Here is a 25,275-nt window from a genome sequence, read left to right as displayed (position 1 = left end):
TTCCGTTCAGCGGCCCTGATAAGGATCCACGCCGGCGCTTGTGAGCGGGGCCGCGATCCGCGCGAGGTCCTCGGCGGGCGCCTTTGCTTCGGCCCGGTCGTAGGTGAGGAGGCCGTTGATCTCGTCCTCCACGTCGGTGGTCTGGGTGTAGACGGCCGCGCTCAGTCCCTCCTCGCGTGCCTGGCGGATGATCTCGTCGAACTTGACGCGGTAGCGCTTGAGATAATCCTGGCCGTCGGTGGCCACCTGATATCCCCAGTTGCGCTTGCCGGTCCGCCAGATGTGGCCGCGCATCGGAAGGCCGATGCCGCCATATTCGCCGATGACGATGGCGCGGGTGCTGGAGCGCGGCGGGACGTTCGGCTTGTCCTCATAGGTGTGGATGTCGACCATGTCCGACGCGTCCGGCGCGACGTCGAGCCAGCCGCTGTCGGCGTTGACGACCCGGCTTGGGTCCATCCCCTTCACCAGCTTGGCGAGCGTCGACGAGTCATACTGCCCCCAGCCCTCGTTGTTCACGACCCAGGTCACGATCGAGGGAAACGACCGGAGATCCCCGATCATCGCGGCAAGTTCCTGCTGGAACTCCGTCATCGCGGTCGAGGACAGCACCGCCTCGCTCTTGCTCGATCCGGTGACGAACTGGTCCTCGTCGCCGCCGGAGGGCATGTCCTGCCAGATCAGCATCCCAAGCCGGTCCGCATCGTAATAGTATCGCGCGGGCTCGACCTTGATGTGCTTGCGCAACATGTTGAACCCGGCCTTCTTCAGGAAGACGATGTCGCTCACCATGGCCTCTTCCGAAGGCGGGGTGAGCAGGCCGTCGGGCCACCAGCCCTGGTCCAGCGTCCCGTTCTGGAAGAGCGGCTTGTTGTTGAGCAGAATTGCAGGCTGCCCCTCTACCGCGCCTGGTCCGATCGAGACCTTGCGCATGGCGAAATAGCCCGTCACCCGGTCTCCCGGCGCGCCGATCACCTGCGCCTGAGCATAGATCGCACGCTCACGCTCGGTGAAGCGCGCATCATAGGCCGTGCGCGTCCGCTCCTTCGCCCCCCCGTACGGGTCCTTGATCGTCACAAGCTCGGCGGAAAGATCGTAGAGGAACGGGTCGTCCGGTGACCAGAGATGCGCGTTGGGGATCGGCAGGCTCGCGTGCCGGTTGGCGCGCACGATGGTGCTCGCAATGACCTTTCCGTCCTTGCTGGCGGTAAGGCGCACCGCATCGGTATCGTTGGCAGAGCGGTTGAGCGCGACGTCCACTTCCAGCCGGCCGCGATCGATGTCCGGCGTGGCGCGCACATCCGCGATGTGCAGTTCGGAGACCGGCTCCAGCCATACGGTCTGCCAGATGCCGCTGACGGGCGTGTACCAGATGCCCTGCGGCGCCAGCGTCTGCTTGCCGCGCGGCTGCACGCCGTCGGAAGTCGGATCGGCGACCTGGACCACCAGTTCGTTATCCCCGCTCCGCAGATGCGCGGTGATATCGAAGCTGAAGGTGGCGGAACCGCCCTTGTGCGCTCCCACATAGGCGCCGTTCACCCAGACGGCCGCTTCATAGTCGACGGCGCCGAAGTTCAGAAGCACGTGCTGCCCCGCCCAATCGGCCGGCACAGCGAAGCTGCGCCGATACCAGATGCGGTCGTCCGGAAGAACGGGACGCTGCACGCCCGAGAGCTTCGATTCCACCGCGAAAGGTACGAGGATCTTCCCCTGCATCTGCGCGGGCCGGGGTGTGCCCGCTTTCGCGATCGCATAGTCCCATTGGCCGTTGAGGTTGAGCCAACGGTCCCGCACCCGCTGCGGACGCGGATAGCTGCGCCACGCATTCTCCGGCGTGACCTCCCGGCCCCACTTCGTCGTCAGCGCAGTCTTGTAGACGATCGCGTCCGGCGCGGCGGGAACCGTGCGCTGAGCCAAGGCCGGAACGGCGCCGGCAAAGCTGAGCGTGGTCCCCAGCAACAAGGCCGTGCGGAAAAATGCCATCAGATCCTCCCTTTTTCTTCCCAGCCTAACGGCAAGGAACGAAGGAGGCGACCGTAATTATCTTATCTTTTGACCGGCCCTGCAGGCTCAGGCCTCTGCCGCGGCCGAGGTCTGCCATCCGCCTCCCAGCGCCAGGAACAAGCGCACCTGATCTGCGGCGATGCGGCTTTCCTGTGCCGCCAGCGCCTGTTCGGCGGAAATCAGAACCCGATCCGCGTCCAGCACCGGCAGGAAGCCTTGCCGACCTGCGCGAAACAGCGTCTGCGCGTCCCGTGCCGCCTGCGCTGCATGAGATCGCGCCTCCTCCAGCTCGCGGCGGCGATCGAGATCGCGTGCATAGACCGTAAGCGCCGTCTCCACCTCGCGCAGGGCGGTGAGCACCACCCCGTCGAAGCGCGCGTACGCCGCATCTGCCTCGGCCTCCGCCATGCCGATGCGAGCGCGCACGCGCTTGCGGTTCGGGAACTCCCAGCTGATCAGCGGCCCCAGCCCGAACTTGAACGTGTCCGATGCCAGGAAGGACTCTGCCAGCCCTGCTGAGCCGACGGACGCGCCGAGACGGATTTTCGGGTACAGGTCCGCGGTTGCTACCCCGATCCGTGCAGTTGCAGCGCGCAGGAGCAGTTCCGCCTGGCGGACGTCCGGCCTGCGCCGCAGCAGCGCGGCTCCGTCGCCAATCGGGACCGGCCGATCCAGCTGTGGCTCCCGCCCGCAGCCCGCCACCCGCCGGTCGAACTCGGCAGGCGGCTTCCCGGTAAGGGTCGCAAGACGAAACAGCGCCGTCTGCTTCTGGGCGATCAGGGTCGGCAGATTGGCACGGACCTGCGCCTCCTGCGCGGTGGAGCGCGTCACGTCGAGCGTGCTGCCGCGTCCGCCACGAACCAGCCGCCGTGTCAGCTCGGTGCTGCGTCGCTGCAGATCGAGCGCTTGCTGCACAACGCCGATCTCATGCCCCGCAGCGCAGGCCTCGACATAGGCGGCGGTGGTCTGGGCGACGACGGTCACGCGGGTCGCGTCATAGGCCGCCTGCGTCGCTGCCACATCGGCATCCGCCGCTTCGATCGCGCGGCGGATCTGACCTGCCAGATCAAGCTGGTAGCTCGCCGATGCCTCCAGCGAATAGACCCAGAAGGATGGGAACGCCTCGCCCGGCATCAACTCTTCCTGTGCCGAGGGCATGGCGCGCGAGATGCTTGCGCCGAGCTCCGTCTGCGGCTCTCGCGCATCCTCGGTGATGGTGCGCTGCGCCTGGGCTCGCGCGATGTTGGCCGCCGCCACGCGCAAGTCTGTATTCGCGGCGATGGCCTCCGCCACAAGGCTGTCGAGCACCGGGTCGCGGTACAAACGCCACCAGTCCTGGGGAACGGCAGTCTCGGCGAAGGCAGGCTCGTTGCCGCTCAAGAACGGCGCCTTGGCAGAAGGGCGCTCGGCGATCGCCGCCTCCGGACGGTGGTAGTCGGGGCCGACCGGCGCGCAAGCGGCTGCCGCCACAGTGGCAAGCAGGGGAACGACTTTCCGCAGCATCGACGATCTCATGCCGTCTTCTCCTGGGTGGCGCGGCGTTCGCCCCTCCCTGCCACCGTACCGGGGCGCGGTGCAGAAGACGGCTCACGATGGACGACGTTGACCGTCGCGGTGCGGCCGACGACCAGAGACAAGCCCGCCGGAACGCGGTCCAGCACGATCCGCACGGGGACACGCTGGGCAAGGCGCACCCAGTTGAAGGTCGGGTTGACGTTGGGGAGCATCTTGTCACCCGCGGTGCGATCGCGATCGTCCACGCCGCTGGCGATGCTCTGGACATGCCCCTCGATCACCCGCTGCTCCCCCATCAGGTGGACTTGCACCCGGTCCCCCGGCGCGATCCGAGGCAGCTTGGTTTCCTCGAAATAGCCGACGGCGTGGATCGACCGGCGATCGATGATCGCGAACTCGGCGCGGCCGGCAGTGGCATAGTCGCCGGGGCGAAGGTCGAAGTTGGTGATGGTGCCATCCACGCCCGACCGCACCTCCGTACGGGCGAGGTTGAGCCGCGCCGTCTCCAGCTGCACCTGCAGGCGGGCGAGTTCAGCCTGAAGCTGCTCGACCTTGGCGTCCCCCTGCTCGCGTTCCTCGGCCGGCACCAAGTCTCCCAGGGTGCGGTTACGCCGCGCCTCGCGCTGGGCCTGCGCGATCAGGACCCGCTGCGCCGCGATTCCCGCCTGCGCCTGCTTGACCGCTAGTTGGTAGCGGGGCCGGTCGATGATGAACAATGGGGTGCCGGCGCGCACCTCCTGGTTGTCGTGCACCAGCACTTCGGTCACCAGCCCCGACACGTCGGGCGCGACCTGCACCACGTCCGCACTGATGCGACCGTCGCGGGTCCAGGGATCCTCCTCATAATGCCGCCACAGGGCTTCGGCGACGAAATAGCCGGCCAGGACGATGGCGAAGGTGATCAGGACGCGAATGATGATGACGGGTTTCATGACGGTCTCAGAAGGAAAGCGCGAAGGGAGTGCCGGTGGACAGGGCGGCCGCGACCAGCCCCCACAGGACGACGACCAGGGCGAAGTCGAACAAGCCCCGGTGGAAGACGAAGCGGTAGAAACCCACACGGGCGAGTGCCCATTCGATCGGGAGCGACACCGCATAGGCGACGATCGCCGCGATCAGCAGCGGGTGGACATAGATGCCGTTGATGTCGATCTGGCCGTTCATGCGGCAAGGGCCTCCGGTTGCCAGGCGCTGGCGTCGGGAAAGAGATTGCGGCGCAGGCCGACGAGCGCGTGCAGCGTCGGCTCACGGCCAGGGAAGTCCGCCGGCGCGTCCAGGGTCAGCGCCAATGCGACGTCGATCTCGTCGAGCAGCATCAACGGCGCACGTTCGCTCGCTCCGTTTCCGAGCCGGCGGAAGTGGCGTCCGAGGGTTGCGACAAGCCGCTCCAACGCGACCCGTGCGGCGCCCGACGGGGTCGTTCGCGCCGCTTCGCGGACCTGAAGCACGCCCAGGCCGACGCGAAGATCGCGAAGGGCGTCGGTTCCAGCGAGCCTGAGGTCCGCGGCTGCGCGCGGGAGGCGGGGAAGGATAAGCCCCACCCGGTCCAGCATGCGACTGGTCCAGGCCGCCGGACTGCGGATCGAACGCCCCTCGGCCGCGTCGGCGAGATCGCGCCAGCCGGCCCGCAGGACCCGCAGCACCGCCGCCGCGGGATCCAGCACGCGCACCAGACGGGTCGCGAAGATCGCGGCCAGAACCCCCGCGCACAACGCGAAATTGCTGTTCACGAAGGTGGCGAAATCGGACGGACCATAGTTGTTGTTGAGCGCCAGCCCGCCCGCGATCCCTACCACCAGCGGCATCGTCGCACCGGCGAGTGCCGGGAAGGCGACTGCCACGCCGAGCGGCAGGAAAAGGGGCGCGAGTACCAGCGCCAGCAGCGGAAAGCCGCTGATCATCGGCAGGATGGCGAACAGGTACAGGCCGACGAGCGGAATGCCGGCCGCGGTGCCGTAGAGGAAACCACGCTGCGCGACGGTGGGATCGTCCATGGCCGCGAAGAAGCAGCACATGACCGCGGCGATCATCGTTGCAGTGGCGCCGTCGGGCCAGCCGCTGAAGATCCAGAACGCTGCGCATCCCCCGATCGCCAGCACCGCGGCAAAGGCCGAGCGCAGCGCGAGCGCGTAGTCGAGGTGGAACTTGCGCGGGCGCGCCGCCCGGATCGTCTGCCGCAACGCCTGGGGCAGCTTCTCCTCAGGGAAGCGGATCGCGCGTGCGAGCGACCGGATGGTCCCGAGCAAAACGATGAGTTCCGCCAGCCGACCTGCAAGGTTTACCTGGAGAAGCGCATTCCAGTCGTGTCTTCTCGCCGCCTCCCGCGAAAGCGCTTCGGCGCGCTCGTGGAGCATGTCCGGATCCGCCGCAGCGGGATCCTTGATCCAGCTGCGGATGTCCTCGATCAGCCGATCGAGGTACTCCGGTAGCGCCCCTGCCGCCCGCAGCGTGACGATGCGATCCTCAATCGCGGAGGCCATCGGCAGCAACAGCACCAATCGGTCCTGAAGTGCGGCCAGTGTCCTGCGCTCCGGGCGAATCCGCGCGGTGTCATAGGGCAGATGTGTGCCCAGCAGATGGAGCTCGGTCGTATCGTTCGCGAGGCGGCGGCGCTCCATCTCCGTCTCTGGGGAGGAGGCGCCGGACAGGGCGTCCGCGGTCCAGCGCTCGGCATCCGCCAGGATGTCGCGCAGCCGATCGCGCACCGCGTCGCCCACGCTCAGCGGGAAGATGATCGAGTGGAACAGCATCGCGCAGAACACGCCGAGCCCGATTTCCTGGGCGCGGAGCACCGCGGTGCCGAACACCTGCTCCGGGTGACCTGCGGAGGGAAACCCGACGAAGGCGGCCGTGTAACCGGCCAGCATGAAGAGGTAGGAGCGCGGGGTACGGTCCATCAGCGAGACGAACAGGCAGCCGCCGACCCACAGGGCCATTACGAGCGTCAGCAACACCGGCGCGTTCACGAATGCCGGCACCATGACCACTGCGGCGCCCGCGCCGACCACGGTCCCGATGAGGCGGAACACGCCCTTGGAAACCGACGCGCCGGAAAGGGGCTGGCTCGCGATATAGACGGTCACCATCGCCCAGAAGGGACGTTCCAGGCCGATCTCGAAGGAGAGGAACAACGCCAGCAAGGCGCCGGCAAAGGCGTTGGCCGAGAACACCAGATGACGCACGCCGATCGTCACGCGGCCGGCGTCCCGTCTGCACATTCCTGGAGGACGACCGCCAGGCGGTCCATCACCCGCAACGCGGCGGCAACATCTTCGTCCGGGATGCTCGCGAAGACGCGCGCGCGCAGCGTCGCCGAGCGTTCTTCGACCTCTGCGGCAAGGCTCCGGCCGGCATCGGTGAGGTGGAGGGTCTTGGCGCGACCGTCCTCGGGGTCAGGACGGCGATCGAGAAGACCTGCCTGCAGTAGCTGCTGGATCAGCGGGACCAGCGATGCCCCTTCCAGTCCCAGCTCTTCTGCAAGCGTGCCCTGGCGAAGCCCGTCTCCCATCCGGCCGATCAGCATCACTGCCAACGCCGTGGTGTGGGACAGCTCGAGCGAAGAGAGCCCTTTGTCGATGTAGCGTCGATAGGCGCGCGCGAGCGGCATCAGGCGGTGCGTGAACCCGCGTTGCAGCTGTTGATCCGGCATGGCGACGCCAGATAGTTAGGAAGCTAACTAAATGGAACCCCGCTCAGCAACATTTTGTTGCAAACGGTAGCCAAGTCTTCACAGGGGACGCCCCCCGGCGGCGCATCGCACAGGGTCGTCATGGCATTGACGCGATCCCCGCCCATCGGGAAATGACCAGCAAGAAGAATTGGGGAGAATGAATGATGTCGATCCTGCGCCGGAGCATAGGGCTGTTCCTCGTCGCCACAGTGGCAGCCTGTGCGCCGGCCTCTTCGCTGCGGGTGATGACCTTCAACGTCCGCCTTTCCTACGACGAGGGTCCGACCCGGTGGGACGTGCGGCGCCCCGTGATGGTGGCGACGATCCGCGACACCCAGCCGGATGTGATCGGCACGCAGGAACTCCACCAGCGGCAGGGCGACGATCTGGTGCGCGCGCTGCCGCAATATCGCTGGTTCGGTCGCGATCGACGGGGCGGTCACGCGGATGAGCATATGGGCATCCTCTATCGCACCGACCGGCTCCGGCTGGTGACCGAGGGCGACTTCTGGCTGTCCGACACGCCCGAGCAGCCCGGCAGCATGAGCTGGGGTACCGATCTGCCGCGCATGGCGACCTGGGGCGTGTTCGAGACTCTCGGCCGCAATCCGCGCCGCTTCGTCTTCGTCGATACCCACTTGCCGCACCGGGACCAGGACGCGCAGGCGCGCGAGCAGGGCGGCGCCCTGATCCTGTCGCGCCTCCCCACCATCGCGAAGGACCTGCCGCTCGTCGTGGCCGGCGACTTCAACGCAGAACCGAACAGCGGCGTCTACGCTGAGTTCTCCAAGGCCCTCACCGACGCCTGGACGGCCGCCCCGCGCAAGCAGGGTCCGGAGCTCACCTTCCACGATTTCACGGGCGTCGGGAAAAAGCGTATCGATTACCTGTTCGTCCGCGGCTTCCAGATCAAGGACGCGACGGTCGACACGCATCACGAGGGCACGACCTATGCCTCGGATCACTTCCCCGTGATGGCGACGGTCGCCTTCGAGAAATAGGGGTAAGGAAGAGCCCCGCATGATCAAGACCCTGATGGTAGCCGCCCGCGATCGCGGGCGGCTTGCAGAGATCCTGCAGATCGCCTCGCGCTTCGGCCTCGGGGTCTTGCTTGCCCGGCTGGGGCTGGAGCGGAACGACGGCGAAGTCGACAATCCCCAGACCCTTCCGCGCCGCACGCGACTGGCGCTGGAGGCCTTGGGACCCACGTTCGTGAAGCTGGGCCAGATCCTGGCCACGCGCGGCGACCTGCTGCCCCCGGAATGGATCGCGGAACTGGAGCAACTGCACAGCGGCGCTCCCACCCTGCCCTTTGAAGCTCTCCGTCCGGCGGTGGAGGAGGCACTCGGCCAATCACCCGAGACTGCGTTCGGGAGCTTCGATCCCGAACCTCTGGCCGCCGCTTCCATGGCCCAGGTCCACCGCGCGACCCTGAAAGACGGAACGCCCGTCGTTCTCAAGATCCGGCGACCAGACATCCGGCCGCGCATGGAAGCCGACCTGCGGCTGATCGCCCAACTGGCCTCGGTGGCGGAAGCCGCGAGCGCCGAGGCTAGGCGCTTCGCGCCCGCCGCGATGACGCGCCAACTCGCCGACGCCGTGCTGGAGGAACTCGACTTCACCGGGGAAGGTCGCAACGCCGACCGGATTCGCGCCGACTTCGCAGGCGATCCGCGCGTGGTGGTGCCGGAGATCCACTGGGCCTGGACCTCCGAAGCGCTGCTGGTGATGGACTACATCGCGGGAACCCCGCCCCGGGACGGCGATCGTCTCCGTGCGGCGGGTATCGATCCGGCGGAAATCGCATCGCTTGGCGCCGACATCGTGCTCGACATGGTGTTGGTGAACGGGCGCTTCCATGCGGATCCGCATCCGGGCAACCTGTTGTGCCTGCCGGGCAACCGTATCGCGTTGCTCGACCTCGGCATGATCGGTCATGTCTCACCGCGCCGCCGCGAGGAGTTCATCGCCTTCACCCAGTCGCTGAACGCCGGTGATCCGGCGGCTCTGGCCGACGTCCTCGCGATCTGGTCCGCCGGAAACGCCGTGCCGCGTGACCGCGTCCAGGCGGCAGCCGAGCGGTTGATCGTGCGCCATGGTGGCGGCCGTGTCGTCCTGAGCGCGATGGTTGCGGACTTCCTGCCATTGATGCGCGACGAGGGCATAACGATGCCCCCGGACCTGCTGTTGATCTTCAAGGCGCTGGCGACGATCGACGGGGTGCTCACGGCGATCCAGCCCGACTTCGACCTGTCTTCGGCGATGCAGCGTTCGTCGCTGCGGATCGCACAGGCCCGGCTCTCGCCCGACCATTGGCTGCCGACGCTTCAGGCGCTCGCGTGGGAACTCAGCAAGATCGGGAGCGACGCGCCGCGGCTGCTCCGCGCCGCAATCCGGCGTCTCGAAAGCGAACCCGCCCAGCCACCACAGGATGCCGGAGCAGCGATCATCACGGGATCGCGCTGGATCGGCGGTGCGATCGTGGCGGGCGCGATGCTGATCGGTGGCGCGATCCTGCTGGCCTAGCCGGCGATCTTCTCGCTCGTCAGGGGCGGTTCGAACCCGAAGACGCTGCGCCCGCCATATTCGTGGCTTGAACGGCGTTCCTGCGCGATCAGTGCTTCCACCGAGGGACCGGTGGCATCCCGCTCCAGCCGCCGCGCCTGCGCGTCCAGGCGGCGGATCGCCGCGAGCTCCTCAGTATTTCCGAGTTTCGCCTTGATCACTGCCCGCTTCATGACCGCGATGCTCTGGTCGTAGACGCGGGTGGGCACCGGAAAGGGGTGACGGTCCTTGCCGCCATGCGCGAGCGAGAAGCGCGCGGGATCGGTGAAGCGGCAAGGCGTGCCGTGCACCACCTCCGCCACCATCGCGAGCGCCTGCACCGTCCGTGCGCCGACCCGCGGCGACAGCAGGAGGTCGGCGAAATCGACTGGCGCGCGATCCGCCGCGGCGGCGAGGTTGCCGTGGAGGCGCCGCACCACGATGTTCTCGGGCCGCACGTCGTGATGTTCCGGCATCACGAGGTGGGGCAGCAGGTCCTGTGCCGGCGCAGCTGGCTCAACGGGCTGCATCCGAGCAAACTCCCGCACAATCCCGTCCGGACCGAGTGTCGCCAGCACCTCCAGTTGGCGCTCCCGGGAGGGCGCCGCGCGACGGTCGGCCAGATTGACGATCATTCCCTGCCCGCGGCCCTCGATGGCGGCGTGGGGAGCATCGACGAAGCTGGTGATCCCCTCCGACAGCCAATGATAGCGGCGCGCCTGCCTGCGATCCCCGTTCATCCCCTGCTGCACGACCACCCAGCGCCCCTCATCCGTGACGATGAAGCCGTGGAGATAGAGGTCGAACCCGTCCTGCACCGCGGCACTGTCGACCTTCGCGACAAGCCGGCTGGCCTTGCCAAGCGCCGCGCCATCCAGGCCCACTCGGTCACCCACTGCCGCGAGTTCCGACGGCGTCGCCCGCGAATGACGCCCCCGACCGCCGCACACGTGGATACCGAGTTCGCCGGAAAGCGGTGCCAGCCCGCGCTTGAGCGCTCCAAGAACACTCGTGGTGATGCCGGAGGAATGCCAGTCCATCCCCATCACCGCGCCGAACGACTGGAACCAGAAAGGGTGCGCCAGCCGCCGGAGCAACTCGTCGCGGCCATATTCGTGGACGATCGCCTCGACGATCACCGCGCCGAGCTTCGTCATCCGCTGGCCGAGCCAAGCCGGCACCCTGCCGCCGTGCAGCGGCAGATCGGCGCTTCCGGCACGCCGCGTCACCGGCAGATACTCGTAAGGGGCGAGACATGAGCGAGCATGACATCACCGTAGCACGCCAGGAACGAACGCGGAACAGTCCAACCTCCCGCAGGTGCTACAGGCCCTCCCCGCCGACCCAATGCGCATTCGACAGCCGCCGCGCCACGTCCCAGGTCTGGCGGCGGATATCCGGCACCGCGACGATCTCCCAGAAAGCGCCGCGTGTCATGGGGCCGAGTGCGAACAGCCGTTCGCTTGCCGAGCCGTCTGCCCGCACCACCTGCCCACTGACCGTGACGTCGAGACCCAGATGCTCGGGGTCGGGACGCACTGCGCCGCGATCGACCAGCCTGCGCAGCAGCGGCTCACTGGTGCGCAGCAGGTCACCTTGCGGTCCGGTGCAGTTGATGATCCGGTTGACATGCAGCCGCTGCTCCGCCTCGGCGCCGCGCGGCCGGTAGCGGACGGTAACGCCGTCGCCGACCTCCTCGAACCCGAGCGTCTTCCCAGCGACGACGTTCAACCGCCCGATCGCCTGCAGATCGGCAAGCCGGTCGGCGACCGCTGGAGCAAGCCGGTGGCGATGCACGTCCCACCACGGACGCAGGTGCCGCAGGAACCGGGCGCGGTCCGCCTCCGTCGCCTGTGCCCACAGCGCCTGCGTGTAGGGGCGTAGCTCATCGACGGCGTTCCGCCAGCCGACCTCCTGGGCACGCTCACGTACGCGGTGCACCAGCCTCGCCCCGGTCTCCGAAGGCTTCTCCACGATCTTTTCCCACGCGGCGGGAGCTTCGTGCCGCCGGGGCAGCAGCCCTCGCCGGGACAGTGCAACGATGCGGCCTTTGAAACCGCGCGCGTCGAGCATCAGCACGACGTCGACCATGGTCAGGCCGGTACCGATGACCAGGACGGTATCCTCACCGGAAAGCCCCTCCCCGACCCCCGGGTCCCACGGATCGCCCTTGTAGCGCTCCGCTGAGATCGCAGCCGGATCGAGGCCGGGCGGCGAATGGGGCGGCAGGTTGCCCACCGCAAGCACCGCTGCATCGGCAACGATCTCGGGACCATTCGCCAGCTGCACGCGAACGTCTCCGTTCTCAACCACGTCGAGCGCGTCGCCCTGAACGATGCGCAGCCGGTCGCCGGCGCGTGCCTGCGCCTCGTCGAGCAGTTCGCGCAGATAGCTGCCATAGGTCAACCGCGGCACGAATGCAGCGGGTGCATCCGGCACCCCGCGCTTCTCCAGCCAGCGCACGAAATGGTCCGGCTCATCCGGAAAAGCGCTCATGTTCGAAGCGCGGACGTTGAGGACATGGCTCGGATGCGCAGCGCCATAGGCCAGCCCGAGGCCGGGACGCGGCGCCCGCTCGATCAGGGTCGCACGGGGCCCTCCGTGGCGCAGCAGGTTGATGGCCTGCAGCGTGCCCGAAAAACCCGCGCCGACGATCGCGACATGACGGATCACGCGCTCAGATCTCGTAGACCAGCGCGGATCCCTCGGCCACCGCCGCGGCGTTGCGGCGGGTCATCTCAGCGTGCAGCTGCCGCACCGTGTTGCTCCCGGTGCGGGTGAACCATGCGGGAACCACGGCATGCACGAGACACGCCGCGCCCCCTTTCAGCATCGCGAAGCCGAAATGCGCCGCCGTACGCGCATGTTCGGCATAGCTTTCCCCGACGCTACGGGGATGATCCGTGAACAGCCGTCCGATCATCACCTACTCCCACTCCGTTGATGGGAGAAGCGCATAGGGCGGCTGTACGGTTCCGCCAAGCCGGGGACAGCCCGGCCTGGCAGGGCCTCACCAGTTGAGACCGGCGCGCGCGTAGAGATAGCGGCCGTTGAAGCCGAACGGCGAGTAGTAGGGGAAGCCCAGCACGCCGGTGCTGTTGTTCGCCGGGATGATGCGATCCGGATAGACATCGAACAGGTTGTTCACGCCCAGGGCGAACTGCGCACCCTTGGTCGCCTGGTACCGCAGCTCGAGGTCGGTGATCGCGTGTCGGCCGGTGTGGACGTCTGCCGCTTCCGTGGTGCCCGGCTGGGTCACGTCGCCGTAATAGGTGACGCGCGCAAGCGCGCCGAGTTGGTCGAGCGACCAGTCGATCGTGCCGGTCACCTTCTCCCGCGGCGTGCCCTCTTCCAGCGACAGGATGCGGGTGCGGGCAAACAGCGTCGGTGCCGGGTTCAGGGTCGACGTGGTGGTCGGTACGCGCGTGACCTTCACATCATTGATGTTGCCCGCGAGCGTGAAGTCGAAGCTGCCGGCGGCTGCGGTCCGCAGGCGATAATGCGCGACCGCATCGATGCCCTTGGTGGTCGAGGCCAGCCCGTTGATGAAGAACCGCGCCGCCTGCACGCCGTCCGGCAGCAGTCGAGCCACCTCCGGGTTGTAGCTGGGCGTGCCGGGCGTCCCAGCGCTGATATTCTCGGAGAGGCCGATCTGGTCGCGGATGTGGATACGATAGGCGTCCACCGTCAGGTCGAAGCCGCCCGCGCGAACCACGAAGCCCGCCGAAAGGTTGGTCGACTTCTCGGCATCGAGCGGCAGCCCGCCCAGCGCCCGGGCAACCGGATCCACCGACGGATAGGTCCCGGTCTGCACCGGCACGCCGTTCTGCACCACCTGTGCGATCTGCGTGAAATACTGCTGCTGCAGCGACGGTGCGCGGAAGCCGGTCGAAGCGGTGCCGCGAAGCGCAAGCCAGTCCGCCACGTCATAGCGCGCCGACAGCTTACCGTTCACGGTCGAGCCGAAATCCGAATACTTCTCTGCACGCCCGGCGATGCCAAGCAGCAGCTCGTCCGTCACCTGCGCTTCCACATCGGCATAGATGCTGCCGTTGCGGCGGCTGCGCTCGATCTCGTTCAGGGGCGAGAAGCCGCCGAAGCCCTGCGCACCCGGGGCTGCACCGCCCGCATAATCTGGCGTCGGATAGCCGTAGGACGCGAGCTCGCCCGCCTCGATCTTGTAGCCCTCACGGCGCCCCTCGACGCCGAAGGCGACGTTGAGCGACTGGAAGACGTCGAAGCTGCGCGCGACATCCAGGCCGGCGACCCACTGATCGTAGACCAGCGCGCCATCGTAGAAGTCGGTCGGTGTTTCGGCGCCATAGGAGAAGTTGGCCGAGTTGCGCGTGCGGAACTCGATCTTGTTGCGCCCGTAGCTGACGTTCAGGTCCAGGTTCCAGCCCCCGACGTCGCCCTTCACGCCGACCGCGGAGTTCAGGTCGCGCGACTTGCTGTTGATCAGCGGAAGAAAGCCGTCGGGGTAGATGGAGGCGGCGTTGCTGTACCCAGACGTGACGCCCGGCAGCCGCGGAAAGGCCGCGCTCTCGGATTTTCGGTTTTGATAGCCGGCCCAGCCGTAAAGCTGGAAAGTCTCGCCGAGTGAGGTCCCTGCATTGGCGAAGATGGAATATTGATCCACCTCGGGATCGCCGTAGCGGCCGGTGATGCGGCTCGGCGTCACGCGCGGATCATAGTCCGCGCGGTTGGTCGGCTCGCGCTTGGTATATTCGCCCGAAAGGGTGAGGAAGCCGTCGCTGCCAAAGCCGATGCCCTGCCACAGCGAAGCCGTCACCGTCGGCTCGCCATTGGTGTGGCGGCTGCCGCGGGCGGTGTCGATCTGGGTGTTGTAAAAGCCGTAGGTCACCGACGCGCCGCCACCTTCGCGGGCCTCTCGCAAGCGCAGGTTGACGACGCCCGCAATCGCGTCGGAGCCATATTGTGCCGATGCGCCGTCGCGCAGCACTTCGATGCGATCCAGCGCCGTGACTGGGATGGTGTTGAGATCCACGGCGGCCGAGCCGCGGCCCACGGTGCCGTTGGTATTCAGGAGCGCCGACGTATGGCCGCGCACGCCGTTGATCAGCACCAGGGTCTGGTCGGGCGAGAGCCCGCGCAGCGTCGCCGGGCGGATGGCGTCGGTTCCGTCATTCGCCGCGGGACGCGGGAAGTCGATCGAAGGAGCAACTGCTGCAAGCGCCGCACCGAGCTCGGTCGTTCCCTGGCGCTGCAGGCTGGCGGCGCTCAGCACGTCCACGGGCGACGCGCTGTCGAGCCGCGTGCGGCCTTCCGCACGGGTGCCGGTGACGATGATCTCGTTCCCCTCGTCGGCCGGCGTCGAGGCGCCCGCAACAGGTGCGTTTTCCGCCTCCTCGCCCGGCGCGGCGGCTTGCTGCGCGCTCGCCGGCGTGGACGCGAGCGCAAGAAGGGAAACGGTGAGCAGACCTGCTGCGCGAAGACGAGCCATGGGAACCCCTTTGTTGATCACCGCGCACACAGGCTGGCGGCACGATGCGGAGGCGCCTCTCGTGGAGGAGAAAGCACCCGCCGAGCGCCTCTCCGTCTGGCGACACTCGGTATGGTTTTCCCTAGACTCATTTGGCCGCGAGGTGGCGCGATACCTGCTTCTGAACCCGCAAGCTTTTCTTTGAATTCCCAGGGCCTGGAGAGGAATTCAGATGCAGGACCGGCAATCCCCGCTATTTGACAATATGCTTTATTTAAACGACCCTCCTCCTGTCGGGCCTATCGAAGCCGAACACGGCCGCCCGACCGCGAGATTGTTGAAACGGGGAGGTGTCTGTGCGCATCCAAACTTCGCCATGCGTCTGGCGCACGAGACTCGGCCGCAGCCTGGTTGCGACCGCCGCGGTGCTGATCGGCAGCCACGTGTCTGCGATTGCGCAGTCGAACGGGCGCGAGCCGGTCGACGAAGCCAATCCCCTGGTCGGCACTGCGCCGCTGGATCGAAAGGAGTTGATCGGCAACGCTCCGCCCCCCGGTGAGCCGCTGTATTCGGGGATCACCTCCCCAGGTGCCCGCCTTCCGCACGGCGCAGTCGAGGCGGCGCCGGTCAACGTCAACATCGAACAGACCTATCCCACGGGTGTGGCGACCCCCTACTATTATCCGAACCCCACCATGATCGGGTTCACCGGCGGCGGCGGAGCCACCTATGGCGGCGGCGCTCAACCGATCCTGATGCCGATCGTCGGCGACTGGACCGTTCCGCCGGTCTACACCCAGTCCTACTATGACAAGGCGAAGGAAGTCGCTGCGCCGGGCTACTACTCGGTCTACCTCGACAGCTTCCGAACGCGCGCGGAGCTGACCGCCAGCCGGTGGACCAGCTTGATGCGGTTCACCTTTCCGACGAGCGATCGCGCCCACATCGTCCTCAACCTTCCCTTGCAAGGTGGGGAGGTGGAGATCGTCGGTGACCGCATGGTTCGCGGCGTTGCTGCCCGGCGCGGCGATCACGACGCGCCGGACGGGCGCTATTTCGTCGCGGAGTTTTCGCACCCCTTCTCGCGCTTCGGCACCTTCCGGAAGTCCGGGGGCGATAATCGGGGCTATGGGATCGGCGACAAGGACGTGGTCCCCGGCGCCCGCCGGATCGACGGCAGCTATGCCGGCAGCTACCTTGATTTCACGACGCGGGCGGACGCGCCGATCCTGGTGCGAATGGCCCATGGGCCGAGCTACGCCGACGCCGAGCGGCGCCTGCGCGCCGAAAGCGTCGGCTGGGACTTCGACAGCATGCGTGCGCAGGCGCGGCAGGCCTGGGGCCGGCTGCTGGACAAGGTCCAGGTAACCGGCGGCACTCCCAAGCAGCGGATGCTCTTCTACTCCACGCTGTTCCAGTCGTTCGCGAGCCCGCGCCTGGTCGCACGCAAGGGCGAGAACTTCGCCGACAGCAAAGGCAGGATGCAGACGGCCACCTACGATCGTTATGGTCCGGTGCCCTTCTGGGACACGGGCAGGAACCAGATCGTGCTCCTGGAGCTGCTCGAGCCGGACGTCGTTCGCGACATCATGCAGTCAGAGCTCGACATGGCCCGCGAGCGCGGGTTCATGAACACCTCCTTCCATGGCGACAATGCCGTGTTCCTGTACCTGGGTGCGGCGCGGCGGGGCATTCCGTTCGACTATGCGGCCGCCTATGAGTTCCTCCGCCGGAATGCCACGGATCCCAAGGGGCCACGTGGCTATCTGGCCGAATATCAGAAGAACGGCTGGGTCTCCGACGTCGTGCCGGACGAGAACCCCAGCCCTCCTTATTCAGGCGGCAAGGCAGGTACGGCCAAGACCCTGGAATATGCCTGGGACGATCACGCCATGGCGGAATTCGCCGAAATGCTCGGGCACCCGGACGATGCCCGGCTGTTCCGCACGCGTGCCGCCAATTACCGCAACGTCTTCGATGGCAAGACAGGCTTCATGCGCGGCCGCACCGCCGACGGCGCATGGATCGCGCCGTTCGACCCGCAGGAGTCCTATTATAACTTCATGATGAAGGAGGCGTCGGGCTGGTCGACGCTGTGGCTGGTCCCGCATGACGTTCAGGGTCTCTCTACCCTGCTCGGCGGGCGCGACGCGTTCAACGCCAAGCTCGATCAGTTCTTCAGCACGCCGTACACGCCGAAGGGAATCTGCCGCGACTGCACCGGCATGGTGGGCCAGTACGTCCACGGCAACCAGCCGGACCAGCACGCCCCGTTCCTTTATGCCTGGAGCGGCCAGCCCTGGAAGACGCAGGCGCTGTCCCGGCGCATCCTCGACACGCTCTACGGCAGCGACGCCTCAGGCTATGGCTATGCCGGCATGGACGACCAGGGCGCGACATCCTCCTGGTATGCGCTGACGGCGATGGGCTTCTATCCGGTCGATCCGTCCAGCGACGTCTACGTGCTTTCGAGCCCGATCTTCGACAGCGTGAAGCTGCAAATGGGCAACGGCAAGGCGTTGGAGATCGTGGCGCGCAACAACTCGGCCACCAACCTCTACATCCAGTCGGCGACCCTGAATGGCCATCCCTGGACGAAGCCGTGGTTCCGCCATGCCGATGTAAAGGATGGCGCGACACTCGTCCTCACCATGGGTGCACGGCCGAACCCGAACTGGGGCAGCGGCCCCGCCGACGTGCCCCCGTCGATGAGTTCGGCTCCTTGAACGAGGTTCCGCTGGCCCCCCTCCCCTTGCCCAGCGGCAACATTGCCCCGGAAGATGTCCGCATCTTCCGGGGACTTTTTCTTCAGAGTGCGTTGCGTCCGAAGGAAGGCGGCCGGTCTTGCTTCGCGGCTCCGAAGCGGGAGGGCTTGGGCCCCATCACGAACTCCAGCGTGCCGCCCCGCGCCAGGTCCGCATGCGAGATCCAGTTGCGCGTCCAGCGCTTGCCGTTCCAGCGCACCGACTGGACGTAGGGGTTCCCCGGGGCGTTGCCGGTCGCCCGCACCCGCAGCGTCCCGCCCTCTCCGACCGAAACTTCCGCCTCGTCGAACAGGGGCGAGCCGAACACGTAGAGGGCACTCACCGGGTCGACCGGATAGAAGCCGAGTGCACTGAATACGAACCATGCGCTCATCTGGCCGCAGTCGTCGTTGCCGATGACGCCGTCCGGATCGTCCTTGTACATCTCCGTCAGCAGCCGGCGCACCATCGCCTGGGTCTTCCACGGCGCGCCCGCAAAGGCGTAGAGATAGGCGGCGTGGTGCGTCGGCTCGTTGCCATGGGCATATTGCCCGACCAATCCGGAGATGTCGGGCGGCGCGTTGTCCGGCAGGGTGGAAGGCGCGTTGAAGAAGCTGTCGAGCTTCTTCTCGAACGCCGCATCTCCGCCGAAATGCTCGATCAAGCCATAGACGTCGTGCTGGTTCAGGAACGTCGCCTGCCAGCCGTTCGCCTCGGTATAGTCCCGCCACCACGGTTTGGGCATGTGCCCGATCTGGACGGGATCGTACGCCTCCCACCACTTCCCATCGGAGAACTTCGGCCGGGCAAAGCCGATCGAGGCGTCCAGCACGTTGCGGTAGTTGCGGCTCCGCGCACGCAGGGCCTTGGCGTCCTCGGCTGCACCTGCTGCCTCGGCGAGAACCGCCATCGCCCAGTCGTCGTACGCATATTCCTGCGTGCGGCTGACCGACTCCCACACCTTGTCGGCGGGAATGTAGCCGAGCTGGTAGTAATGCTCGCGGCCAAGCGAAGCGTCGCTGTCCTTGAAGCTGGGATCGAACGCCCGCCGCCGGATATTCGGCCAGGCAGCCGCATAGTCGGCCTCGATCCCCTTGACCTTGGCTTCGGCCATCACCGAGACCGAGTGCCAGCCGATCATACAGCCCGTCTCCACCCCCTGGAGCGGCCATACGGGAGGACCATAGGGGCTCTGGGCCGTCTGTCGGATCAGGTCGCGGGTGAACATCGCGGCACGTTCCGGCTGAACCAGCGTCATCAGCGGGTGCAGCGCGCGATAGGTGTCCCAGAGCGAGTAGGTGCTGAACGCCGGCGAGTCCGCGCTGGTCTGATGCACCTGCCGATCGAGGCCGACATAGCGGCCGTCCCGATCCGTGAAGAGCGTGGGCGCCAGAAACGCATGGTAGAGCGCGCTCGTCAGGATCGTGCGTTGCGCCTCGGTGCCGCCCTTCACCCGCACGCGCTGCAACTCGTTCGCCCAGGTCTGACGCGCCGTGGCGCAGATGCCGTCGAAGTCCCAGCCCGGAACCTCGGCTGCCAGCGCTGCCCGCGCACCCTCCTGCGCGACCGCCGATAGGCCGGTCTTGATCAGGATCGGATCGCCGCCAGCGTCGTCGAAGAACAGCGCGACCTTGAGCTTGCCGCCCGTGACGCCGCTTGCCCCCTGTGGCGCGGGCTTGTCATCGTCTCCGAAGAACTCGATGCGATCGGGCTTGCGCGAAAGCTGCATCGCGAAGTGGATGTGGCGCCCCTTGGCCCAGCGGTTGACCTGCCGGCTGCCGGTCAGCACGCCGTCGCCCCCCCAGGCGAGCGAGGCATTCTCGAGCAGCACCCCCTTGTCCCAGACATCGAGGATCATGTGCGTGAAATCGATGAGGATGTGGGCCGGACCAGCAGGGAAGCGATGGCGGCTGATGCCGCACCGCTCGGTCACCGTCAGCTCGCTCAGCACCCCGGATTCAAGGCGAACGCGGTAATAGCCGGGCTCCGCATATTCGTTGGAGAAGCGCTGCCGATAGCCGAGATCCGCATCGCCGAGCTTGCCCGGTCTGAGCTTGAGCGGCCCGCGCGTGGGCACCACCAGGACGTCGAGCATGTCGCCGATGCCGGTGCCCGACAGGTGCGTGTGGCTGAACCCCATGATGGAGCTATCGGTCCGGTGATAGCCGGAGCACGCGTCCCAGCGGGAGTTGTCGGTGTCCGGGCTCAACTGCGCCATCCCAAACGGCAGCGACGCGCCTGGAAAGGTATGGCCGTGCCCCCCGGTGCCGACGAACACATCCGCCTTCCCGGTGGCGGGCGCCTGTGCCCAGCCGACGCCCGGCATGGCGCCGCCCAATGCAGCGAGGCCACTGCCAGCGAGCATCTTCCGGCGATTGGTAACGATCATTGCAACGTCCTCGGGATCAGTAGCGGCTGGCGAGAAGCGCGGGCTTGCGGCGCTCCAGGTTCAGGATCAGGTCGCCAAACAAGCCGTTAACCCAGGCGAACCAGCTGCGCGTGAACTTCGCAGGATTATCCTTGTGGAAGCTCTCGTGCATGAAGCCGGTGCCGCCGTGGGTCGTCTTGAGCCAAACGAGGCACTGGCGGATCTCGGCGTCGTCGTCGCTGTTGAAGGCGTGGGTGATGATCGACATCGGCCAGATCATGTCCATGCCGATGTGCGGACCGCCGATCCCCTTGGCTGCCGTGCCCTCGAAGAAGTACGGATTGCGCGGGCTCCAGGCGAGCTTCGCCGTGCGCCGGAACAGCGGATCCTTGCGATCGGCGGCACCCAGCAGCGGCAGCGCCGAAAGGCTTGGGACGTTCGCGTCGTCCATGAAGATCGCATCGCCAAAGCCATTGACCTCATAGGCCCAGACCTGGCCGCCTTCGCCGTCCGGCATCTTGCCGTGCAGGTCGAGCGCCTGGCGCACGCTGGCGGCGAGCGCCAGGCAATCGGCCGCACCTGCGGCATCGCCCCTCGCCTCTTTCAGCACCGTCGCCAGCATCGTCAGCGCAGACACCGCGAACAGGTTGGAAGGGATCAGGAAGGGGAAGACGCACGCGTCGTCGGAAGGGCGGAAGCCCGAGTGGATCAGTCCGACCTTGCGTGTCGGCGCACCATAGCCGTCGAACATCAGCGTCTCGGTCGGCGATGGATGGTTCCTCTGGAAGCGATATGGTCCGGGTCCTTCGAGCCGCTGCTGCTCCTTGAGCGTGGCGACCGCCTTCATCATCCCTTGCGCCCAGAAGTCGTCGAACGGCGTCTTGTCGCGGGTAACCGCCCAATAGGAATGGGCGAAGCGCATCGGGTAGCAGAGGGAGTCGATCTCCCACTTCCGCTCCGCCACGCCCGGCTTCATCTCGGTCATGTCGTCGCGCGCGCCGAGGTTCGACCTCGCCGACGTGTCGCGCATGAAGGCGTTGGCGTAGGGATCGACCAGGATGCAGCGCGCCTGGCGCTGGATGGCCCCTACGAACATCCGGCGCAGCCCGGCGTCCTTGGGCGCCAGGTGCACATAGGTCTGGAGCTGTGCGGAGCTGTCGCGCAGCCACATCGCGTCGATGTCGCCGGTGATGACGAACGTGTCGGGCTTACCATCCACCACCCCGGTCTGGACCGTGGTGTCGAGCGTGTTGGGGTAGCAGTTCTCGAACAGCCAGGCGAGTTCGGGATCGGCAATCTTCGCCTTCACCCGGCGGATCTCCGCCTCCACGGCAGTGCTCACGAAGCGGCGCTGCGCGCGCGGCGGCCGCTTGCTCACGAACTTCGTGCTCTGTGCGCCTGCCGGAACGGCAGCCGTGAGTACCATCGCTCCGGCGCCCATCATCACATCGCGTCGGCCCAAGGTCATCTGCATATCCGTGCTCATCCTGCTTATTTCGGCGCGCTCATGGAGAAGGGAGCAGCTGCCTTGCCGCTCGCCCAGGCCTTGTTCGGCTTGGCCCCCATCACGAAGCGCAGGGTGCCGCCCTGCTGCAGCGCCTCGCGCGACAGCCAAGCCTTGTCGTGCGGCTTGCCGTTGAAGGTCGCGGACTGGATGTAGACGTTCTCCGCACTGTTGTTCACGGCCTCGATCGTCAGCACCTTGCCGTTCGGCATCGTCAGCCGGACCGTACGGAACAGCGGGCTTCCGATCGCATATTCGCCCACCGCGGGCGTGACCGGATAGAAGCCGAGCGCCGAGAAGACGTACCAAGCCGAAGTCTGGCCATTGTCCTCGTCCCCGGGATAGCCGTCCGGCGCCGAGGAGTAGAGCTTCTTGAGCACGTCGCGGACGTGGTACTGCGTCTTCCATGGCGCACCTGCCCAGTCGTAGAGATAGGGCATGTGCTGGATCGGCTGATTGCCATGGGCATATTGGCCCATGTTGACGATCTGCATCTCGCGGATCTCGTGAATCACCTGGCCGTAATAGCTGTCGTCGAAGACCGGCGGCGTCGCAAAGACAGAGTCGAGCCGGTCGACGAACTTCTGGTCGCCGCCCATCAGATCGACCAGCCCCTGCACGTCCTGCATCACCGACCAGCTGTAGTGCACCGAATTCCCTTCGGTGAAGGCGTCGCCCCACTTGTACGGGTTGAAGGGCGTGGACCAGCTGCCGTCCTGGTTGCGGCCGCGCATCCATCCGCTCTGCGCGTCGAACAGCTTGCGATAGTTCTGCGCCTGTTGCGCGTACTTCCGGGCGTCTTCGGTCTTGCCGAGCGCTTGCGCCAGCCGCGACAGCGAGAAGTCGGCGGTCGCATATTCCAGCGTCCGGGCAGCATTCTCGTTGATGCCCACGTCATACGGCACATAGCCGAGGCGGTTGTAGTATTCGACACCCTCCCGGCCGACGGCGTTCACGACATTCCCGCGCTTGTCCCGCGGCCGTCCTTCGGACGTGGTCGCGTTCTTGACCATCGCCTCGTACAGCGTCTCCACGTCGAAACCGCGCACGCCGTTCAGATAGGCGTCGGCAATCAGGTTGGCCGAGTTCGACCCGATCATCACGTTACGGTGCCCCGGGCTAGCCCACTCCGGAAGCCAGCCGGACTCCTTGTACGTGTTGACGAGCCCCTGCATGATCTCGCCATCGCGCTCCGGATACATCAGCGCGAACCAGGGGAAGACCGCGCGCCAGGTGTCCCAGAAGCCGTTGTCGGTGTAGAGCACGCCGTCGTGCACCTTGCCGTCATAGGGGCTGTAGTGGACCGTCTTGCCGGCGGCGTCGGTCTCGTGGAACATGCGCGGGAACTGCAGCATCCGCCAGAGCGCGGAATAGAAGGTCCGGCGGTTGTCGATGTTCGGGTCGCTCACCTGGACGCGGCGCAGTTCCTTTTCCCAGATCTGCCTGGCCTTGGCCTCGGTCTGGTCGTAGCTGTCGCGGCCGATCTCGCGCTCCAGGTTGCGCACCGCCTGTTCCGGGCTGATGAAGGAGGAGGCGACCTTCACGCCCACCTGCTCGCCCGCGCGCGTCTTGAAGCTCACCACCGCCCCGACATGATCGCCCTCGCGCGTGCGATCCGCGGTCACCTGGCCGTTGTCGTCCCAGGTGCGGGTGACGGTGAAGTCATGGTCGAATTCGGCCACAAAGTAGTTGTGGAAGTTGTCGGGCACGCCGCCGTGGTTGTTGCGGACATAGCCGGTGATCCGGCGCTTCACCGGATCGATCTGGACCATCGACCCGCCGTTGTAGGCGTCGAGGATGATGTGGGCGTCGTCGGCCTTGGGGAAGGTGAAGCGGAATTGCGCGGCCCGCTCCGTCGGCGTCACCTCCGCCGTCACGTCATAGTCGGCCAGATAGACCTTGTAGCGATACGGCCGGCTGTCCTCCGCCTTGTGGCTGAACCAAGAGGCGCGCTCCTCTTCCTTGACCTTCAGCGGCCCCGTCTCCGCGAACAGCGCGAAGGCGGCATAGTCGTTCATCCAGGGGCTGGGCTGATGGGTCTGCTTGATGCCGTTGATCTTGTGCGCGGCGTAGGTGTAGCCCCAGCCGCTCCCCATCTTGCCCGTGACGGGCGTCCAGAAGTTCATGCCCCACGGCACGGCCACCGCCGGATAGGTGTTGCCGTAGGACAGTTCATAGCTGGAATCGCTGCCCATCAGCGGATTGACCAGGTCGACCAGCGCCTCGGTCGCCGGCGCGCGGTCCTGCGCCACCGCCGCCATCGACCCGGGCATCGCGCCGGGAACCAGGGCGGTCGTCGCGAGCAGCGCCGCGGAGGCGCCCCTCAGCGCTTTGGCGATGGTGTTGGTCATGGTCTCTCCCCTGGATGTCGGACGGCCGGCGTTCGATCGCCGGCCTGAGTTCTTGATGTCAGTTCTTGGCCGCAGCCGCGGTCAGCGGCCGGGGTTGGACGCCCTCGTTGGTCATCACCACCGGGCGGATGCTGCCGTCCGCCTCGAACACCAGCCGCTCGATGGCCACCTGCCGATGCTCGCCCTTGTCGTCGCCGAGCGGACGACGATGATAGACGATGTACCACTCGTCGGTGCCGGGCACGTTCACCACCGAATGATGCCCGGCCCCCCGCGCAATGCGGAAGTCCTGCGCGAGGATCTTGCCCCTCGACTTGAACGGCCCCGTCGCCGTAGGCCCGGTCGCATAGGCAACGCTGTAGTCGGGACCGGTCCAGCCGCCTTCCGACCACATCAGATAGTAGACGCCGTTGCGCTTGATCATGAACGACCCCTCGACATAGCCGGGGGGCGTGATCTCCTTGTAGGTGGAGCCGTCGGCAAAGGGCACGAGCGACTTCAGGTCGGGGCTGAGCTTCACCACGTTGCAGTGCTTCCAGCCGCCGTAGAACAGATACACCTGCCCATCGTCGTCACGGAAGGCGAATGGATCGATGGGCTGCGCACCGTTGTGGAACGCGCCGATCAATGGCTTGCCGAGCGCGTCCTTGAACGGTCCTTCCGGCTTGTCGCTGACGGCGAGGCCGATCCCGCCGACTTCCGCGTCACTCTGAATGTCGTTGGCGCTGAAGAACATGTAGTAGCGCCCGTTCGCCTCGATGACGGAAGGCGCCCAGATCGCGTAGCCGGCCCATGCGGCGTTGGCGACGTCGAACACGTGGCTATGCTTGGTCCAGTGGACCAGATCGGGTGACGAAAACGCGTTGAAGAACGTCTGCTGGACGTACGACGGCCGAACCGTCTTGGTCTTGCGCAGTTCCTTCTGATGCGGGGTGAAGCTCGGCGACACGTCCGGCTCGCCCCAATCGTCGGAATAGGTCGGGTAAAGCCAGTACCGGTTGCCGAACACCCGCGCCTCGGGATCGGCGTACCAGCCTGGCACGATCGGGTTTTTCGCCACCGCGGCCCCGCCTGCCATCAAGGCCGCGCCCGTCAGCAGCCATTTCGCGCCGATGCGTCGCAAACGATCCTC

General features: G+C 66.7%; 17 protein-coding genes. 3 read left to right on the top strand and 14 right to left on the bottom strand.

Going from position 1 to position 25,275, the window contains the following annotated elements:
- Positions 1-6: 6 nt before the first annotated feature.
- The 6 genes from VPH46_RS01015 to VPH46_RS00990 all read right to left on the bottom strand — a co-directional run bounded on the left by VPH46_RS01015 (position 7) and on the right by VPH46_RS00990 (position 7,168).
- Positions 7-1,983 (bottom strand): glycoside hydrolase family 2 protein, encoded by a 1,977-nt coding sequence (locus tag VPH46_RS01015; RefSeq protein WP_416608111.1) that lies wholly within the window; start codon positions 1,981-1,983, stop codon positions 7-9.
- A gap of 87 nt (positions 1,984-2,070) precedes the next feature.
- A complete protein-coding gene (locus VPH46_RS01010) occupies positions 2,071-3,519 on the bottom strand; it encodes an efflux transporter outer membrane subunit (RefSeq protein WP_416608108.1) in 1,449 nt (482 codons plus the stop codon).
- A complete protein-coding gene (locus tag VPH46_RS01005; protein ID WP_416608105.1) occupies positions 3,516-4,451 on the bottom strand; it encodes an efflux RND transporter periplasmic adaptor subunit in 936 nt (311 codons plus the stop codon). The genes VPH46_RS01010 and VPH46_RS01005 overlap by 4 nt, the downstream gene beginning before the upstream one ends.
- 7 nt (positions 4,452-4,458) lie before the next feature.
- Complete coding sequence (locus VPH46_RS01000) at positions 4,459-4,683, bottom strand: DUF1656 domain-containing protein (protein WP_125959557.1); 225 nt, start codon at positions 4,681-4,683, stop codon at positions 4,459-4,461.
- Entirely contained in the window at positions 4,680-6,737 is a 2,058-nt protein-coding gene (locus tag VPH46_RS00995; RefSeq protein WP_416608101.1) for an FUSC family protein, read from the bottom strand. The genes VPH46_RS01000 and VPH46_RS00995 overlap by 4 nt, the downstream gene beginning before the upstream one ends.
- Positions 6,710-7,168 (bottom strand): MarR family winged helix-turn-helix transcriptional regulator, encoded by a 459-nt coding sequence (locus tag VPH46_RS00990; RefSeq protein WP_416608099.1) that lies wholly within the window; start codon positions 7,166-7,168, stop codon positions 6,710-6,712. The genes VPH46_RS00995 and VPH46_RS00990 overlap by 28 nt, the downstream gene beginning before the upstream one ends.
- Positions 7,169-7,350: 182 nt before the next feature.
- Here VPH46_RS00990 and VPH46_RS00985 point away from each other — a divergent pair, with 182 nt between their 5' ends.
- Together VPH46_RS00985 and VPH46_RS00980 are read left to right on the top strand one after the other, a co-directional pair.
- Entirely contained in the window at positions 7,351-8,190 is an 840-nt protein-coding gene (locus tag VPH46_RS00985) for an endonuclease/exonuclease/phosphatase family protein (RefSeq protein WP_416608096.1), read from the top strand.
- 19 nt (positions 8,191-8,209) lie between these two features.
- Positions 8,210-9,715 (top strand): ABC1 kinase family protein, encoded by a 1,506-nt coding sequence (locus VPH46_RS00980; RefSeq protein ID WP_416608094.1) that lies wholly within the window; start codon positions 8,210-8,212, stop codon positions 9,713-9,715.
- On the opposite strand, the gene VPH46_RS00975 is transcribed toward VPH46_RS00980, so the two are convergent.
- From VPH46_RS00975 to VPH46_RS00960, 4 genes are all read right to left on the bottom strand, one after another.
- Entirely contained in the window at positions 9,712-10,962 is a 1,251-nt protein-coding gene (locus tag VPH46_RS00975; protein WP_416608091.1) for a DUF763 domain-containing protein, read from the bottom strand. The two genes, VPH46_RS00980 and VPH46_RS00975, sit on opposite strands and share 4 nt — an antisense overlap.
- A gap of 94 nt (positions 10,963-11,056) precedes the next feature.
- Positions 11,057-12,406, bottom strand: a complete 1,350-nt coding sequence (locus VPH46_RS00970) for an FAD/NAD(P)-binding protein (RefSeq protein WP_416608089.1) — start codon at positions 12,404-12,406, stop codon at positions 11,057-11,059.
- Between the two features lie 4 nt (positions 12,407-12,410).
- Entirely contained in the window at positions 12,411-12,656 is a 246-nt protein-coding gene (locus VPH46_RS00965; RefSeq protein ID WP_239434693.1) for a DUF6356 family protein, read from the bottom strand.
- Positions 12,657-12,743: 87 nt separating this feature from the next.
- Positions 12,744-15,197, bottom strand: coding sequence for a TonB-dependent receptor plug domain-containing protein (locus VPH46_RS00960; RefSeq protein WP_416608087.1), 2,454 nt, complete (start codon positions 15,195-15,197; stop codon positions 12,744-12,746).
- 329 nt (positions 15,198-15,526) lie between these two features.
- Between VPH46_RS00960 and VPH46_RS00955 the strand changes: the two genes are divergently transcribed.
- Entirely contained in the window at positions 15,527-17,902 is a 2,376-nt protein-coding gene (locus tag VPH46_RS00955; RefSeq protein ID WP_416608085.1) for a GH92 family glycosyl hydrolase, read from the top strand.
- Positions 17,903-17,984: 82 nt separating this feature from the next.
- Here the strand turns inward: VPH46_RS00955 and VPH46_RS00950 are convergent, their stop codons facing one another.
- Genes VPH46_RS00950 through VPH46_RS00935 form a run of 4 tightly spaced genes read right to left on the bottom strand, consistent with a single transcriptional unit; the run spans position 17,985 to position 25,266 of the window.
- Positions 17,985-20,309 carry a GH92 family glycosyl hydrolase gene (locus tag VPH46_RS00950; protein ID WP_416608082.1) on the bottom strand — a complete coding sequence of 775 codons (2,325 nt, stop codon included), beginning with the start codon at positions 20,307-20,309 and terminating at the stop codon, positions 17,985-17,987.
- Between the two features lie 16 nt (positions 20,310-20,325).
- Entirely contained in the window at positions 20,326-21,756 is a 1,431-nt protein-coding gene (locus VPH46_RS00945) for a glycoside hydrolase family 125 protein (RefSeq protein WP_416608080.1), read from the bottom strand.
- A gap of 23 nt (positions 21,757-21,779) precedes the next feature.
- The gene (locus tag VPH46_RS00940; protein ID WP_416608077.1) at positions 21,780-24,143 is read right to left on the bottom strand and encodes a GH92 family glycosyl hydrolase; all 2,364 of its coding nucleotides are present in this window, start codon (positions 24,141-24,143) and stop codon (positions 21,780-21,782) included.
- Between the two features lie 58 nt (positions 24,144-24,201).
- A complete protein-coding gene (locus VPH46_RS00935; RefSeq protein ID WP_416608075.1) occupies positions 24,202-25,266 on the bottom strand; it encodes a glycoside hydrolase family 43 protein in 1,065 nt (354 codons plus the stop codon).
- Between the last annotated feature and the right edge of the window lie 9 nt (positions 25,267-25,275).

The organism is Sphingomonas sp. MJ1 (PH-R8) (assembly GCF_048058635.1).
In the GTDB taxonomy this organism is placed as follows: Bacteria; Pseudomonadota; Alphaproteobacteria; order Sphingomonadales; family Sphingomonadaceae; genus Sphingomonas.
Note: the sequence above shows the minus strand (reverse complement) of the source record. Positions and strands in the feature narration are given on the sequence as shown.

Excerpts from the sequence above, each read along its gene's own strand:
- VPH46_RS00980 (WP_416608094.1), top strand. The coding sequence starts at position 8,210 with ATGATCAAGACCCTGATGGTAGCCGCCCGCGATCGCGGGCGGCTTGCA.
- VPH46_RS00995 (WP_416608101.1), bottom strand. The coding sequence starts at position 6,737 with ATGTGCAGACGGGACGCCGGCCGCGTGACGATCGGCGTGCGTCATCTG.
- VPH46_RS00960 (WP_416608087.1), bottom strand. The coding sequence starts at position 15,197 with ATGGCTCGTCTTCGCGCAGCAGGTCTGCTCACCGTTTCCCTTCTTGCG.
- VPH46_RS01000 (WP_125959557.1), bottom strand. The coding sequence starts at position 4,683 with ATGAACGGCCAGATCGACATCAACGGCATCTATGTCCACCCGCTGCTG.
- VPH46_RS00940 (WP_416608077.1), bottom strand. The coding sequence starts at position 24,143 with ATGACCAACACCATCGCCAAAGCGCTGAGGGGCGCCTCCGCGGCGCTG.
- VPH46_RS00950 (WP_416608082.1), bottom strand. The coding sequence starts at position 20,309 with ATGATCGTTACCAATCGCCGGAAGATGCTCGCTGGCAGTGGCCTCGCT.
- VPH46_RS01005 (WP_416608105.1), bottom strand. The coding sequence starts at position 4,451 with ATGAAACCCGTCATCATCATTCGCGTCCTGATCACCTTCGCCATCGTC.
- VPH46_RS01015 (WP_416608111.1), bottom strand. The coding sequence starts at position 1,983 with ATGGCATTTTTCCGCACGGCCTTGTTGCTGGGGACCACGCTCAGCTTT.
- VPH46_RS00990 (WP_416608099.1), bottom strand. The coding sequence starts at position 7,168 with ATGCCGGATCAACAGCTGCAACGCGGGTTCACGCACCGCCTGATGCCG.
- VPH46_RS00965 (WP_239434693.1), bottom strand. The coding sequence starts at position 12,656 with ATGATCGGACGGCTGTTCACGGATCATCCCCGTAGCGTCGGGGAAAGC.
- VPH46_RS00945 (WP_416608080.1), bottom strand. The coding sequence starts at position 21,756 with ATGACCTTGGGCCGACGCGATGTGATGATGGGCGCCGGAGCGATGGTA.
- VPH46_RS00985 (WP_416608096.1), top strand. The coding sequence starts at position 7,351 with ATGATGTCGATCCTGCGCCGGAGCATAGGGCTGTTCCTCGTCGCCACA.
- VPH46_RS01010 (WP_416608108.1), bottom strand. The coding sequence starts at position 3,519 with ATGAGATCGTCGATGCTGCGGAAAGTCGTTCCCCTGCTTGCCACTGTG.